This window comes from Nitrosomonas sp., from assembly GCF_019752415.1.
Lineage (GTDB): Bacteria > Pseudomonadota > Gammaproteobacteria > Burkholderiales > Nitrosomonadaceae > Nitrosomonas.
Window position 1 is genome coordinate 1 of sequence record NZ_JAIEME010000101.1, and the last position, 15764, is coordinate 15764.

Annotated in this window: 15 protein-coding genes and 2 pseudogenes; 12 read left to right on the forward strand and 5 right to left on the reverse strand. The window is 44.9% G+C overall.

Going from position 1 to position 15764, the window contains the following annotated elements:
• The first annotated feature begins 151 nt into the window (after positions 1-151).
• On the forward strand, positions 152-289 hold the full coding sequence (locus tag K2P83_RS13565) for a hypothetical protein (protein ID WP_292930055.1): 138 nt from the start codon (positions 152-154) through the stop codon (positions 287-289).
• Between the two features lie 229 nt (positions 290-518).
• Here the strand turns inward: K2P83_RS13565 and K2P83_RS13570 are convergent, their stop codons facing one another.
• A complete protein-coding gene (locus tag K2P83_RS13570; protein ID WP_292930057.1) occupies positions 519-2138 on the reverse strand; it encodes an APC family permease in 1620 nt (539 codons plus the stop codon).
• Positions 2139-2390: 252 nt separating this feature from the next.
• Here K2P83_RS13570 and K2P83_RS13575 point away from each other — a divergent pair, with 252 nt between their 5' ends.
• From K2P83_RS13575 to K2P83_RS13600, 6 genes and pseudogenes are all read left to right on the forward strand, one after another.
• On the forward strand, positions 2391-2642 hold the full coding sequence (locus K2P83_RS13575) for a hypothetical protein (protein WP_292930059.1): 252 nt from the start codon (positions 2391-2393) through the stop codon (positions 2640-2642).
• Between the two features lie 6 nt (positions 2643-2648).
• Complete coding sequence (locus K2P83_RS13580) at positions 2649-4217, forward strand: protein kinase (RefSeq protein WP_292930061.1); 1569 nt, start codon at positions 2649-2651, stop codon at positions 4215-4217.
• Between the two features lie 815 nt (positions 4218-5032).
• Complete coding sequence (locus K2P83_RS13585; RefSeq protein ID WP_292930063.1) at positions 5033-6574, forward strand: M10 family metallopeptidase; 1542 nt, start codon at positions 5033-5035, stop codon at positions 6572-6574.
• Between the two features lie 261 nt (positions 6575-6835).
• Positions 6836-7854: pseudogene (locus K2P83_RS13590) on the forward strand (IS3 family transposase).
• Positions 7855-8268: 414 nt separating this feature from the next.
• On the forward strand, positions 8269-8553 hold the full coding sequence (locus tag K2P83_RS13595) for a hypothetical protein (protein ID WP_292930065.1): 285 nt from the start codon (positions 8269-8271) through the stop codon (positions 8551-8553).
• Between the two features lie 380 nt (positions 8554-8933).
• A pseudogene (locus K2P83_RS13600) lies at positions 8934-9419 on the forward strand (IS3 family transposase); the annotation flags it as partial.
• A 15-nt stretch (positions 9420-9434) separates the two neighbouring features.
• On the opposite strand, the gene ampD reads toward K2P83_RS13600, so the two are convergent.
• Positions 9435-10013 (reverse strand): 1,6-anhydro-N-acetylmuramyl-L-alanine amidase AmpD, encoded by a 579-nt coding sequence (gene ampD, locus K2P83_RS13605; RefSeq protein ID WP_292930067.1) that lies wholly within the window; start codon positions 10011-10013, stop codon positions 9435-9437.
• A 72-nt stretch (positions 10014-10085) separates the two neighbouring features.
• Here ampD and tmk point away from each other — a divergent pair, with 72 nt between their 5' ends.
• Together tmk and holB are read left to right on the forward strand one after the other, a co-directional pair.
• The gene (tmk, locus tag K2P83_RS13610) at positions 10086-10712 is read left to right on the forward strand and encodes a dTMP kinase (protein WP_292930069.1); all 627 of its coding nucleotides are present in this window, start codon (positions 10086-10088) and stop codon (positions 10710-10712) included.
• On the forward strand, positions 10705-11745 hold the full coding sequence (holB, locus tag K2P83_RS13615) for a DNA polymerase III subunit delta' (protein ID WP_292930071.1): 1041 nt from the start codon (positions 10705-10707) through the stop codon (positions 11743-11745). The genes tmk and holB overlap by 8 nt, the downstream gene beginning before the upstream one ends.
• Here the strand turns inward: holB and K2P83_RS13620 are convergent, their stop codons facing one another.
• Together K2P83_RS13620 and K2P83_RS13625 are read right to left on the reverse strand one after the other, a co-directional pair.
• Positions 11746-12267 carry a heme-binding protein gene (locus tag K2P83_RS13620; RefSeq protein ID WP_292930073.1) on the reverse strand — a complete coding sequence of 174 codons (522 nt, stop codon included), beginning with the start codon at positions 12265-12267 and terminating at the stop codon, positions 11746-11748.
• Between the two features lie 211 nt (positions 12268-12478).
• Positions 12479-13069 (reverse strand): hypothetical protein, encoded by a 591-nt coding sequence (locus tag K2P83_RS13625; protein ID WP_292930075.1) that lies wholly within the window; start codon positions 13067-13069, stop codon positions 12479-12481.
• A gap of 321 nt (positions 13070-13390) precedes the next feature.
• Between K2P83_RS13625 and K2P83_RS13630 the strand changes: the two genes are divergently transcribed.
• Positions 13391-14104 (forward strand): dienelactone hydrolase family protein, encoded by a 714-nt coding sequence (locus K2P83_RS13630; RefSeq protein ID WP_292930077.1) that lies wholly within the window; start codon positions 13391-13393, stop codon positions 14102-14104.
• Positions 14105-14189: 85 nt separating this feature from the next.
• Entirely contained in the window at positions 14190-14345 is a 156-nt protein-coding gene (locus K2P83_RS13635; RefSeq protein WP_292930079.1) for a hypothetical protein, read from the forward strand.
• A gap of 9 nt (positions 14346-14354) precedes the next feature.
• Here the strand turns inward: K2P83_RS13635 and K2P83_RS14365 are convergent, their stop codons facing one another.
• Positions 14355-14543: an SUMF1/EgtB/PvdO family nonheme iron enzyme gene (locus tag K2P83_RS14365; RefSeq protein WP_363279663.1), complete on the reverse strand. Its 189-nt coding sequence runs from the start codon at positions 14541-14543 to the stop codon at positions 14355-14357.
• A 739-nt stretch (positions 14544-15282) separates the two neighbouring features.
• Between K2P83_RS14365 and K2P83_RS13640 the strand changes: the two genes are divergently transcribed.
• Complete coding sequence (locus K2P83_RS13640; protein WP_292930103.1) at positions 15283-15570, forward strand: hypothetical protein; 288 nt, start codon at positions 15283-15285, stop codon at positions 15568-15570.
• The last annotated feature ends 194 nt before the right edge of the window (positions 15571-15764 follow it).

The following is a 15764-nucleotide window of genomic DNA, read 5'->3' on the forward strand; positions in this document are numbered from 1 at the left end:
TCTTCACGATCAAGTGGTGTTAACCGTGTTCTTTTGTATATTTTCATGTTCACATCCTCTCAAAAAGATGTAAACAACGCTAATAGAAATTACACAATCCGAGGTTTTACGGTTAGTGGAACAAGCAAAACAACGAGTAAAGGAATGTACTGTGGCTGATGTGCAGGCTCGGATGATGCGGGGAGAAAAATTCCACTTTATTGATGTCCGCAAAGATCATGAATTCTGGATTGATCATGCAGCTGGTGCTTGTCACCTTGGAAAAGGTATCATCGAACAGCGACATTGAAAACGTGATACCTGATAAGCAAGCTGTCATTGTGCTGTATTGTGGTGGTGGATACCGTGTTCGGTGCTGGCGGCGGATTTATTGCAACATATGGGCTATACCAATGTGGCATCGATGTAAGGAGGTATTAAAGCTTTACGTGATGCTGGTTTTCCGCTTGAAAAAGATAAATCCATCTAGAAATGATGCAAGAGTTTTGAATATAGCACAGTCAATCTTATGAAAAATTTCAATGTTTTTTTTCACCAGAGACTTCACCAGAGACCAGTGAATCTAACTTCTTCGATTTACTAGGTAGCCTATTTTCGGCTTCTTTGTGGATACCGGAGTGGATCGGAATGCCATTCTCGTTATCGAGCACCATATGCGCCCTTTCAAGAGGGAGGGTTTCGCCCCGAAAGAATCTGGGTTCACGAATGTTCCAAAGTATCATCAGCGGTACACCGAGAAATAACGTGACAACTCCGATTAAGAACACAGTACCCACGCCAACAAATGATCCACTAGATCCATAATTGGGATCCATCATGTTCCAGGCCTGAAGAATACCTACCGCAACCAAAATCACAGCAGCAATTACGGGAAGAATCACTTGTGATACTGCTGTGTGCCAATGATTAAATGCGGTACGATGAAAATAGAGCACACAGGATAGCGACGCTACAGTGTAATAGGTGCAGATTGCTATGCTAACACTGTGGATCGAATCTTTGACAATTGATTCGCTGATCATGCTCAGGGTTGTGTAAATTACCAGTGTCATCAAACCGATTGTCCACGTTGCAAACTTTGGTGTTTGTGTTGCTTCACTGATTGAAGAAAATTTGCTAGGAATGGCCCGGTATGTCGCCATTGCGAGCGCAATACGCGCTGCCGGCATGATAGTAGACATCGTCGACGAGAAAGCTGAAACGCCGATTATCAAGGCAGCAATTAGCGCACCTTTGGCGCCGATCATGTCGGTTGTTAGAACGGTTATGATCGAATCGATATTATCCTTGTACGTCAGGCTCGATTTATCTTGCGGATCAATACCAGCATACGCTAACGCTGTTGAAGAGAAAACTACATAGGTAATTACGGTAATTGTCATTGCGATAAGGCCACTTCGTCCTGCTTGCTCAGAGCTGCCATCCGTTTCCTCAGACATTGCTAACGATGCATCAAATCCCCAGAAAATGAATAGTGCTACAAGAAATCCATTCAGAAATGCGCTGAACGAAGAAATCGCAAACGGGTTGAACCACTCCAGTGAAAATTGCTCAGCAGTATTCACTGCTTCTCCCTGAGTGACGCGCATCAACAAAATTGCTGCGAGTACGATGAGGCCGCCGTATTGAGCGATCGTTAGAACCATGGTGGTGCGTGAAGATTCCTCAGCACCGAGTGCCGTAAGATACGTCGTACTGAGGATGAACAGAATCGCTACACCAAAGTGAAACCACAAGGGTGTTTCGGCTAAATTAAAAACGATGGCTGTCGTGTTGACTATGACTTGGGTTGCGGCGACGCCCGCCAGTACGCTTGCCAGTAACAGCGCCCAGCCGCCGAACCAACCAAAACGTGGGCCGATGGCTTTTGCGCCCCATGTGAAAACCGTACCGGAATCTGGAGCTGAAGTAGTTAGATGTTTGTAGGACAATGCTACAAAAAACATCGGGATCACAGACAGAATGAACACGATCGGCAACTGATAGCCGCTTTCCAATGCACCGTAACCCAAAGCGCCAGTTAACGAGTATGCCGGAGCGGTGGCTGCTAGGCCAATGGTGACCGCGGCCGACTTGGATACCGATCCTTTTTTTAATCCTTTGGATTTCAGGCCATGCATCACGGATTCTTCGTGCATCTGATACCTTGTCATTTTCTGCGAAATAGAAAAGGAGAATTTCTAGTAAACGTTGGAAAGTAACAAAGATTTGCAGTGAAGTCAAAGCAGAGTAAGGTGTTCAATACACATGACCGAATCGATGAGTATCCGATGTGTCGGACGATCATAGGAGTCTGGTTCTCTTAACTAGGGTATTTTACATAGTAGACTCAAGGATTAATATAGATTTTAATTCACATGAATGTTTTTACCAGGACTTACGAGTGTTCGATGTTGAAAAATACCGCTATTTTCGGTTGGAACGCATTATCCGAATCGTTGCTGAAGGCCATCGATCAGAAGCTGAGTACTATTCGCATTTCTAAATCAGAAAACCTGCCTGCCTGCCTGCTTTCGGTCGGTTTCATTTCAATCAGAAAATATTGGTGTGTATCAAACTCAGTTGCTTTAAACTATACGGAACAATGTACTTTTGCCGGTCAGTTGTATCAGACCGAATGCATTAATAGAGATTGGAAATAACTTATTATGATAAATATACACGATCAAATTCTACCTGTAGGGACACAAATCGGCGTCTACGAAATTAAAGGAACCGTAAAAGTTAATCCGTTCGATATTATCTATCGTGCCTGGAATCATCATCTTAAAGAGCAGGTGAGAATACAAGAGTATTTTCCGAACGATTTCGCTGTTCGTGCAAGCGATGGTCTGCGTGTTGAGGCCAAGTCTCTCGAAGATAAAGAAAATTTTGACTATGGGCTAAAGGCATTTTTGGAGCAGGCTGAGATGCTGACACAAATCGAACATCCCAATCTTGTCTTGGCGGAGAACAGCCTGCCATTCAATGGCACGGCTTATCTGATCATGAGCACCCGAGACGGTACATCACTTTCCAAGTTAATCCAATCTGAAGCAGTATTCTCTGAAACGGAATTAAAATTCATTCTTGTGTCTATCCTGAATGCGTTGCAGAGAATCCATGAAAACAAGATGGTGCATGGCGGAATTCAGCCGGCAGCGATTTTTTTGGGTAAGGATGGCGAACCAATGCTGACGAATTTTGCTGCTGCACGTCTGGTTATCGCTGCACGCACTACCCAGTTTTCGGATGAATTAGCTAGCGGTTACGCGCCAGCGGAACAATATGATCCTGCAAATGTACCCGGGCCTGCGGCCGATTTCTATGCGCTGGGCGCGACGATGTTTGCCTGTATCACACATCACCAGCCCATAGCTGCGCTGGGCCGGGTTGTGGCTTTAAGCCAAGGTGAACCGGATCCGATGGGCTCAGTTTCTGCGGCTGCGGGTGTTCCGTATAGCGTAGAATTGTTGCAAGTGATTGATTGGATGATACAGCCCGAATACAGCTGTCGACCGCAATCGGCAGGCGAGATTTTAACGCTACTAAAATCAGAGCAAACCAGCGACTCGGCGGAGTCATCACCCGCCAAGCGAGCAATCACAGAGGTTGTTAATCGCAATCCGATTGTTAAGAACACTCTATGGATTGGTGTTATGGCCGGGATTGTTGTGTTGGTGACGTATGGATTATGGTTTGAAAAGAAACCGGCAGAATTAGTGGATGACAAGCAAAGTACAGTAGCTAGTCAGCCTTTATTCCAACGCAATCCTGGTAAAACCGCTGTTACACCAGTAATTATTAAAGAAGAACGATCCGCTACCCCTACGATTGTCGCTCAATCAAATCCAGAATTGGGCTCAGAAAAGATATTAGAGGCTGAGCAGCAACCCGAGCAGATAGATCTAAAAGCAACGCTGATAACAAAAACTGATGAAGTTTTAATCCAGAAGTACTTGGTTGCAGCTGAGAAAGCTTATAATGCAGGTTACCTTACCACCCCATCGAGAAATAATGCCTATAAATATTATCAGATGGTCTTAGTCAAGGAACCAGAGAATGCAGAAGCGCGTGATGGTCTGCTGAAAATAGTGGGCCGGTATGTACAGTTTATTGAGAAAGCGAAAATCGAAGGCAAGCTCAATATGGTCAGACTCTATTTACAGAGAGCAGAGTTGGTCTTGCCGGATGATCCTAAACTACAAAATATTCGGAAAGAATTGGTTGCTCAATAAAAAGAACTTATTCAAAAAGTACATTTAATTTATATTATTTAATAATATTGTGTAGTTTGGTAAAATAGTGCACGTAAATAATTGAACTAACACAAGAAGTCGTGCACTATAATTCGTTATATTAACCAAAAGTAATCGTTCACAGAAAAAGAAGTCGCGAACTTATCACGAGATTGCCAGAAAACCTATCTTAGCTTGGTCAAGCTGAGACGACCATCCAATAAAAAACGCTGTGCAGGTATCAGGCAACAATTGCAGTTTCTGCCGTGGAATTTAAATCATATTGATCCGATGCAGATGGAATATCCGTTTCTCAGGCAACCCACTGGGGTGTCCGCCAAAGAGTATTCCTGAATATAAAGATGAATTGAAGCGCCTGAAAGCACAACTTCGGTAGGAATGTCGCGAGCGCATTCCGATTGAAGTAAAGTTTGGCCAAGGAAAGAATGATTGCCGACTCTACAAAATTCGAGCCATGAGCACTGATAAGTCTGTCGTATGATCAATGGTATCTTCCTGGTCATGAGCTTGCGCATCTTGGTGCGGTTTTTTTGTCTGAGGAATCTTGCTGCCAAAATAGCATTTTGGGTGACAAAAATGGGCATGCCCAAAGAAATCCCGTTTGCGCGTGCCTACTTAGTCACGACATTACAATATATAAATATACTATATTATATAGCAATTAAACATTCTGTGAAATACTAAAGATTATATTGTGCGGTTTTAAAATAGAGATATGTTTTGAAAGTGATGATGTAGATTGACGGCAGTACCAAATTTAGTCTCGTAATTTCTAGATTTTTGGGATTTATAAAATGACAACTCCTTTTATCTCTAGCAGTGTTATTTTCACCGACACGGCCAATGACAATCAGGTTGACTCTTTATTAAGCGGTACACGCTGGGCTAATTCAACCATTTCCTACAGTTTCCCGGCCAGTAACAGCCCATTGTTCTGGTCCATGCTTTCCGGTTCTGGCTATGGTTCTCAGTCCGGCGATGGCGAACCTTGGAATAGCGCAGTTAAACCACTGGCCAGCGCAGACCAGGGCTACTTTGAGAATGCTTTACAACAATGGGCTAATGTTGCCAATTTAAACTTCATCAAAGTTTCGGAAACCCCCAGCGCAGTTGGTGATATACGTGCAGCCTATACGGAAGATCCGGATGAATCGACATTGGCCTGGTCTTATTTACCCAGCAACAGTCCTAAATCAGGTGATATCTGGATGAATACCCAAAGTCTTCTCAATTTTCAAGATTGGACTCCAGGCACCATCTCCTTTGAAACACTGTTACATGAAATCGGTCATGCCCTGGGCTTTAAACACCCCTTTGCAAACTCGGATGACCTAGCGGAAGAGATGCTTCCACCCGCTCTGGATAACATCATGCATACGATCATGAGCTATACCTATTCAAATTTGCAAGGGGAAGAAGGCAATGAATTTTCCTTCCACCCTACCACACCAATGGTGCTGGACATAGCCGCCATGCAATATTTATACGGCGCCAATACACATTACCATGCCGGTAATGATACTTACATTTACAACGATGCAAGCACCCATAACGAAACCATTTGGGATGCCGGTGGTGCTTTTGACACCATTCAGTACACAGGTACTGTTTCTAGTCGCATAGATTTGAACCCAACCAGCGCATCGTTTATCGGTGAGCCGATATATGTTCAATCCAACGGCGTGAATGTCGGCCTGCCCATTCCAAATGTATGGATTGCAGACAATGTGACAATAGAGAATATCATCACCGGTCAAGGCAATGATGTGCTGATCGGAAACGACAGCAGCAATATCTTGGATGGCAATTCCGGAATTGATACCGTGTTGGTGCAAGCGCCGCGCAATAACTACACGCTGAATAAGACATCCAACGGCTATACCGTCACAGCAAAAAACAATCCCGGCGACCAAGATACACTGACGCATATTGAGCGCCTAGAGTTTAGTGATATCAGATTGGCACTAGATTTGGATGGTTACGCCGGTAAAGTTGCCAAATTGCTCGGTGCTGTCTTCGGTGCTGCTGCTGTCGCCAACCAGGATTATGTTGGCATCGGCCTAGATGAAGCGGATAAAGGCTTGAGTTATGAACAATTGGGAGAGTTTGCAATCCATGCGACAAGACTCACCAATCACGACGAAATTGTAACCCTATTATGGCAGAACCTGTTCGGATTCGCACCGTCAGGAACAGAGAAATCGCCTTACGTTAAAATGCTTGATACCGGTGAAATATCAACCGGTGGCTTGGCTGTGTTGGCTGCAGACAGTGCTGTGAATGTTGAAAATATCCATTTGATGGGACTTGTGCAAACGGGTGTTGTGTTTGTTTGATAATTTTCTATAAATGGTTGAATAAAAACTGTATTTCCTGATAGAAGTTTTCTTGAGTCAAACTGCATCAGCTGACTCTTCCTGTTGGCGATGATACGCCTTTTCAAATTCTGTCGGTGAGACATATCCGATTGCATCCAGCAGTCTTCGATTGCTAAACCAATCCACCAAGAAGTGTCCTCACAAATTCGAACAGTTGGATAAGTGGTAATCTTGCTGAATCTAAATCTGTGAAGTTTGCGGCAAAAAAGGAGTAAGAGTATGAGAAGGACGAGAAGGAATCACGCAGCCGGATTCAAAGCCAAGGTGGCAATAGCTGCGATCAAGGGTGACAAGACACTAGCTGAGTTAGCTGAACAATTTGATGTGCATCCAAATAAGATTTCGGAATGGAAGCAGCAGTTACAGGAATCTGCAATCGATGTATTCGGGAGTAATTCAAGTGCAAAGGCGGCCACACCTGATCTCAAGCTACTTCACGCCAAGATTGGACAGCTTACATTGGAGAATGATTTGTTAGAAGGCGCGTTCAACTGCATACTGCCGAGCGGTTCCGCTATCAGCGGAGGAACTTGCGCTGATGCGCCGGATAGACGAATTGCATCTGAACCACCCCTTTGCAGGCACCAGAATGCTTTCCAAAGTACTCAAACGTGAAGGGAGTTTACTCGGTCGGCGTCGTGTATCCACGCAGATGAAGCGAATGGGAATCCATGCAATCTACCGCAAGCCCAACACCAGCAAGCGATATCGGACGCACCCAGTCTATCCATATCTGTTGCGGAATTTGTCCATCATCCGCTCAAACCATGTCTGGGCAGCAGATATCACGTACATCCCAATAGCGCGGCTTTGTTTATCTGTTCGCCGTGATAGATTGGGCAAGCCGTCGGGTGCTGTCATGGCGATTGTCTAACACTTGACTACCGGCTTCTGCATTGAAGCTGTGCAAGAAGCCTTAAACAAGCATGGCAAGCCAGATATCTTCAATACTGACCAAGGTTGCCAATTCACCAGGATGCTGAAGGATAACGGTATTCAGATCGGTATGGATGGCAAGGGTAGTTGGAGTGATAATGTGTTTGTCGAGCGGCTTTGGAAGAGCGTCAAATACGAAGAGGTATATCTGCACGCCTACGACAGCGTATGCGATGCACAGCGAGGCTTAGAAAAATATTTCATGTTCTACAACCAAAATAGACCTCATGCCGCGCTTGACGACAAAACGCCCAAGGAAGTTCTACTTTAAGAACCTGTCTGCAATGCAAAAAGCAGGGTAGCCATTACCGCAAGATTTTCACTTAAGCTATGGGAAAAATTGTCCAATCAAGTAAGGCCATCTTAGATTAATTATTTTTTCGGGACAAAGGTGCCAGTGCAACGCTAATAATAAATAATGATTAATTGACTATAGCAGTAAACAGCTCATAGAAATTATGATGAAGTCACTCATGAATAATGTATCTAAAACTTAATGAATTAGGTGTCACAATAAGCAGTTCGATTGATCAGAAATAGAAACAAAAATGGGGCAGAGCCGTTCCACTGTATCAATAGGATACGCTCTTAAATTCAATCTATAATCGTCTTGACTGCGGGCCCTACTTTAGTAATTAACCGAAAATGATAGAATTACTTTATTGATTATCGATGAACAATCTGATTTACTTCAATTGACTGGGAGGAACATACAAATGTCATTAAAAAATTCAATAAAAGAATTTAAAGCTTTCTTAGGTGACCGGGAATCGCTTCTTGATAAAAGCTATCCAAGAGTGACGGAAATGATTCAATTACACTGGGGCTATAAAGAATTCTATTTGTACATCAGCAAACTGCTCATTGTTGAGAAAGAACAAAACCGGCAAGGATTTCCTTTGGAGGTGCTACAGGAAATTTATAAATTACAAGAAATACATGAGAGTGCATTTCCGAACTTGAGGTCACTATTAAAAGAACCTCTGAACCAAGAACTATGATCATTTCTGGTGTATGACAGGAGAAGAGAGCGGTGTAATCTGTTGATAAAGATCTGGCAGATCGATTATCAAAATAAGAAGAACATCGCAATGTCAGATGATAAAAATCACAGATAATGTTTTTAAACTGAATAAATCAGACCAGGATAATCCGTTGCAAGAGATGCTCCGTGAAGGTGCACGTAGATTTTGGCTGCAGCGATAGAAGCGGAAGTATCGATTTATATTGAGCGGGCTGGACCTTTAGAAACTGCTGAAGGTAAATCGGCAGTGGCTAGAAATGGTTATCTACCTAAGTAATCGATTCAAACAGGACTCGGAGACATTGAAGTTAAAGTTCCGAAGATTCGAGATCGTTCTAATTCTGGCATCAAGTTGATGTCAGCGCTATCAAATACATCTGGACACAGGAAGGCTGGCTGTAACTGGCAATCGTAATAGACTTATTTTCCAGAAAAGTGGCCGGTTGGAGCATGAGCTCACTGATGAAAGCAATACTGGTTTGTGATGCATTGCGAATGGCTATCTGGTTGCGTCGGCCACCACCTGACCTGATGTGCAGCAGGACTCGCGAGCCGCAGTATGCCGGCAAAGCATACCGCAATCTACTGAAAGCATATGGTTTTATTGGCAGTATGAGTTGTCTGGGAAATTGTTGGGATAATGCAGTTGCGGAAAGCTTCTTTGGCAGTATCAAGCAGGAACGCTGCCAATGACGGCATTACCAAACCCGCTATGAAACACAACAGCACATTTTGCAGTATATCGCCGTGTTTTATAACAACAAAAGACTGCATTCATACCTGGATTACAAAAGTCTGAACCAATATGAAGCTGAAGCAGAAAAAACGATGAAAGTTGCTTAACTGAGGTGTCCGGTTTTACTTGACCAGGTCACTACTTGTTGATCGCATGATCAAGTCTCGACGCAGACCATTGCCATATTTTTCCCAATCGAAATAAGACCCCGGATCGGATTTGCGTCCGGGCGCAATATCCGAATGTCCGGCGATATCTTTGATCGGATAGTGATCACATAAGCACTTTGTAAGTGTAATCAAAGCAGTATATTGTTTTTCGGTAAACTGGGTGATATCGCTGCCTTCCAGTTCAATGCCTATCGAGTAATCATTACAGCGCTCGTTGCCTTGCCAGTTCGATGCACCGGCATGCCAAGCACGTTGGCTACAGGGGACAAATTGAATGATCGTGCCATCCCGGCGGATAAAAAAATGTGCAGATACTTTCAATCCCTGTAGAGTCTGATAGTAAGGATGGGTTTCTGGATTAATTCGGTTGGTAAACAATTCAATCACGCCATCGCCGCCGAATTCGTTTGGTGGAAGACTGATGTTGTGGATTACCAGTAAACTGATTTCCGTATCCGCCGGGCGCTCATCACAATTGGGAGAAGTGATAAATTGAGCGGTGACGAGCAAACCAGCAGCATCAATGTGCATGATAGAATGGATTGATAATTGAATGTCCATGCATGGTAGCTTACTTTGACAACCCTTGAAAATCGGAATCGTATGAAACAAGGTAAATTCATTACGCTGGAAGGCATTGACGGCGCGGGAAAATCGACACAGCTTGCCTGGATTGTCGAACTATTGCAGCGTGTCGGATTGCAGGCTGTGCTGACGCGTGAACCGGGCGGAACCGCTTTCGGGGAGAAACTGCGTGATTTATTGCTTGATGGATCATTCATAATTTATCCTGAAACAGAAGCGTTACTGATGTTTGCAGCACGCCGTGAGCACCTTGGGAGAGTGATCTTGCCAGCGTTGGCGCAAGGTCAGTGGGTCATATCGGACCGCTTTACCGATGCCAGCTTTGCGTACCAAGGTGGGGGCAGGGGACTGGGTAGCGGAGAATTGTCCATTTTGGAACAGTGGGTGCAAGGAACGCTACAACCCGATTTGACGCTGTATTTTGATGTGCCGGTGGGAGTAGGGCGACAACGTGTTAGTCAAGGAGGGAATATGGATCGATTCGAGCAAGAACAAGCCGATTTTTTCCAGCGCGTGCGTGACACTTATCTGGGCAGAGCCAAGCAATTCCCTGAGCGGATCAAACTCATCGACAGCAGTCAATCTTTGGCTGAAGTCAAAGCTGCGGTTGAACGAACCTTACAATGCGTGCTGATTCATGGCTGACATTTTTATCTGGCAACAGGAAATATGGCAGAAGTTGACACAAAACCGAGAATTTCTCGGGCATGCATTATTGCTCAAAGGGAAAAGGGGAATCGGTAAGTATGAGTTTGCGCGCCAACTGGCGAAATCATTGTTATGTACTGCGCCGACTGCAGAACGCAAAGCGTGCGGAGAATGTTTGAGCTGCGGATGGTTCGAGCAAAGTAGCCATCCGAATTTTTATCCGGTTATGCCGGAAGCGTTAACAGTCAGTCTAGGCGAGAATAGTGAAAAAGAGGAGAATGAGGAGAAATCCGGTAGCGCTGCAACCAAGAAGCCTGCCAGCCAGCAAATCGGTGTCGATCAGATCCGTAAACTGACCGATTTTGTTTATATGACCGGACATCAAAATGGTTACAAAGTTATCCTGATTTATCCGGCTGAGGCGATGAATACGGCATCGGCTAACGCGCTGTTAAAAAAACTTGAGGAGCCGCCAGAACATGTTTTGTTTATTTTGGTCACGCATCAAGCGCAACGTTTGTTGCCGACGATATGCAGCCGCTGCCAGCAAATCGCCATGCCGGTTCCCGATGTTGAAACATCAGTGGCATGGTTAAAACAGCAGGCAGTCAGTGATCCTGAAGGTTGCCTCGCAGCCGCCAGTTATTCTCCATTACAGGCCTTGTTGTTGGATAAAGGGGAACATGCGGTGCATTATGAGCAATTCATCCAACATGTCGCCAATCCAAAGCAGCTGGATCCGCTATCTTTAGCCGGAACGTTGCAGCAAACGAGTCTCTCCGTCGTCGTCAATTGGCTGCAAAAGTGGTGCTACGACCTGGTCAGTTATCGCACCACCGGAAAGATTCGTTACTATTTGAACCAGTTGACTCCAATTAAAACACTAAGCGGGCAGATTGATTTACTGGAATGTATTACTTTTTCCCGGGCTTTAAATGCTAGGCAACAACTGTCGCATCATCCGCTGAATTCCCGGTTGTTCCTGGAAGAGCTGTTCATTGGTTATGCAGCGATGATGCGTAAAAAATAATCACTTCTTCTCAAACGTATCATCCGCTTTCAAGACTTTCAGCGCCGCACTGGCACAGACTTCATCAAACTCAATCCCCGGTGCGCCACCGACGCCGATGCCACCGACCACTTCACCGCCAATTTTGATAGGAAAACCGCCGCCCAATAGCAGGATGTTCTCATTCAAGCGGGTCAAGCTTTGCAATTCCGGTTTTTGCGTGACCAGCACCGCATATTTATGCGTCGAATCGCGTAGACTATTGGCGGTGTAGGCCTTGCGGCGGCTGCTATCCAATGTGTGCGGTCCGGCGCCATCGGCTTTCAACTGTACTTTGAGTAATCCGGATTGGTCGACAATCGCCACGCTGACTTTGAAGCCATCGTCGTGGCATTTTTTGATTGCCGCCATTGCCGCCTGGGTTGATAATTCCAGCGGCAAAACCTTTTGCGTTGTAAAATCCTGCGCGAAAGCAAGAGTGGATAATACCCAGAGTGATATCGTTGAAACACCGATTGCAAATTGTTTCAGTTTGTTTGTCATGATCAGGTCCTTTAAGTCATTTATGGTAGAGATCGTGTCGTACAAAGAGACTACCATTTGTTTCATCGATTGGTAAGTAGATTACCCCTGAAAATCGATTCTACTTGATATAACTCTGAAGGAGAGCGGAAAAACTATTTTTCCTTTAGTTGCCGCCCTGTGAGATGCGACTAACGAAATTAGCAGAAAATTTGATCAATAATGATCATTTTTAATGATTCTTACGCTTATCTTTATTTTTCTTGTCATCATCATCAACTTCTTCGTCATCATCATCGTCATGGCTGTAATTAGCCATATTGGAATTATTCTGGAAGAATGAAACTTCCCAGTTCGATGAGTTACCACGGCGATCCATATTGACAGTGACAATAGCGCCATTAATTTTAACGCATGGAATCGTTAAGATGCCCTTATCCAAATCTACGGTGGATATACATTCTTTTACCAGAATGGTTTTTTTATCCAGACACTTGGATACATCCACAGTAACGGTGTCGGCCGCGGTGTTGCCTTGACTATCCACGGGATGCACAGTGACAATTGCATAATTGCGTTTGATGACAATATCGGTCGCAGTCGCCAACGAATTGGTGACATCATTACCGGCTGGGTCAAGCAAAGGTGGTGTTGTGCACTGATTGAGTTGCCCGGTAAGCAAGTTCTTAACAACCAATCCTTTGTCAGCAATAAATATCTGATCGTATTTAATCGCGACACTTTCCGCGAGCACTGTGTTGGCTGTCCACAGTAAAGAGGTAGCTAGGACTATAGAAAATATTTTATTTTTTAAAAGCACCATGGTTTAAATTCCGTATGGAAAGGTTTGTACGAGAGTTTTTTAATTATCAGGAAGCAGCAAAACAATCAAATCCTTCTTGCCGTCGCATGATAAACATCCCGATGTGGATTTGCTTGTACGCAATGGCAAGATAGCATTATTATCGAAGTATAGCTTTATTTGTTGAATTTTTAAGCTACTAGAAGTTTATTAATCTATCAATGCGCAAAGATTATGTCGTACTTTTGTTTAGAAAATGTAAATAATTGGACAAATTGCTATGCTGTTAAGCAGGAGGCAATATACTGGACTCACTGAGTATTTAAAAAAGGATGGTGCAATATGATTACAAAGACCATGGATTATGAAGACGGCAGCCAGCAATTGGAAGGTTATTTGGCCTATCACGAAACCGGCAAGCCCAAACCCGCTGTGCTGGTGTCGCATGATTGGAGCGGGCGGCGCGAAATGGCGTGCAAAGGTGCGGAAAGAATCGCCGACATGGGATACGTGGGTTTTGCGCTGGATATGTACGGCAAAGGCATCTTCGGCGAGGATGGCGATGCGGAAAAGAATGGCGCGTTGATGGCGCCATTTGCACAAGACCGCACCTTATTGCGGCGCAGGATCAACGCCGCATTGCATGCCGTGCGGCAACTGCCACAAATCGATGCAACCCGGGTTGCTGCAATAGGTTACTGCTTCGGCGGCATGTGCGTGCTGGAACTGGCGCGATCCGGCGCGGATGTCAAAGGAGTGGTTAGCATTCACGGCATTTTTGCGCCGGGCAATGTGGTCAATGAAAAAATCACCGCAAAGGTGCTCTGCCTGCACGGCCACGATGATCCGATGGTGCCACCGGAGCAGGTGCTCGCATTTGAAACCGAAATGACCCAAGCCAATGTGGATTGGCAAGTGCACGTTTACGGCGGCACGATGCATGCTTTCACCAACCCGAAAGCCAATAATCCCAGCTTTGGAACTGTTTATAAGGAATTGGCGGCGAGCCGGGCTTATCGGTCGATTGCTGATTTCTTGGAGGAAGTGTTTGTGTAAAATTTTTCAAGCCTTCGGCCTGACCGTCTCGTTCCGTCTCGACTGTCTGCCCGAAGGCGACTGGTTTGGGGCCTATCGGTCCCTCTTGCCAGCCTTTTCAACCTGGGGCCAGGCGGAACCCGATACCATCGTAGCGAAAGTCAGGCACGTACATGTTACGGTAAGAGGGACGCGTGAACCTGCCATGTTGTGTCAGGAACCGCCACGCAGCACGCGGGCAGAGTACCCTGGTCAGGGCTAAGCGGGTCAGTTATTGCTTGCTTAGGGTATTCTTCCGCATACCGGTTGCGCACCATTCCCACACATTGCCATGCATCTCAAATAATCCCCAGGGATTTGGCAGCAACGATTTCACTGACACTGTTTTTTCACGGCACAGGCCTTTATCGTCGGCGGCATATGGGAAATTGCCATTATAGTTGACTTGCTCGGGTGTGATGCCTTCTGCAGTCGAAAACGGTGTCTGGGTGCTAGCACGGTAGGTGTATTCCTATTGTGCTTCGGTTGGAAGATGGGCGTGTAAATCTGGAAGCAGCGTATTTAATTTTTCGATGAATTGTTGTACATCGCGGCAACTGACATTTCCCGCCGAATGATTTGGATCATCCTGGAAACGACTGGGTGCGATCCCGTTGAATGGGAGGAATCCATTCCATTGGCTTGCCTAAGTCCGACAGATTCTTAGAGATTTTTAATGCATATCCATATTTCATTTTTTAGAATGATTGAATTCTATCTAGTTCTCTGGCAAGAATAGAGTTCTTAAGTTGACACTAACTAATCCTTATTTTGTCAATAAATGACAAAATAAGGCATTATATTCATCCTGATTTTTTCATTTGAATTTTTCCGAAAGAACGAAGTCCTCATCCAGCCGACTACTTCCTTAATTCATTGGTGAATCTTCAGGCCGATTGAATAGCCTTCGATCTAATAATATCATTAGGGTACGGTGCTGCCTCCTTTGAGTTTGGCCGGTACATGTGTGACGATGGTTTCTTCAGAGTCGAGTGTTCTTAGTTTTACGTTTTTTTCATTAGCTTAATAAATTCTCTTCGTTCGGTATTTCCGTTGTCGCCGATGTGCTGATATCTACCCAGGCTTGCTTGGGTTCTCCATCAGCATATGCTCCATATAGCGGAGGTGGTTAGTAACACCATCGCTCTTGCATACCAGAAGTGCATCAGATCAGTGATCGATTCACGAGTGGTGTGACTGTGTTTCTCACCGAAGAAGTCCCACCCCTCGAGTTGCGAGTGCGGTCACCCGGCGGATTGCTGCCGCGATTCTTGCGTACGAAGCTTATCGGTGAGACTTGGCATCCAGTAGTAGTGTGTGTTATTGACGCTGAGGTGCTCGCACCGCTCAATTTACGCTTATTCTGCAATTGCTTGATACTTGTAAATATCAACCAGACCGGTTTATTCGTCGCACCTGTTGCTTGCTGTGAAATGGGTGAAAAATGATTCTACAAATTCTTGCCAAGGGGTCGTTTATTAATCGATTCTTAGTAAAAACAGAAGTCAAATTTCATGATCTCTTGGTACTAAAATCTCGATGAATTCTCGTGTCTTAAGTAGGGTATATCACTGCTGTCCCGTTAACGAGCAAGTACTGCGGCCCGATTCAGGCCTAATTGGTATAATAAGTTTTCGCATAA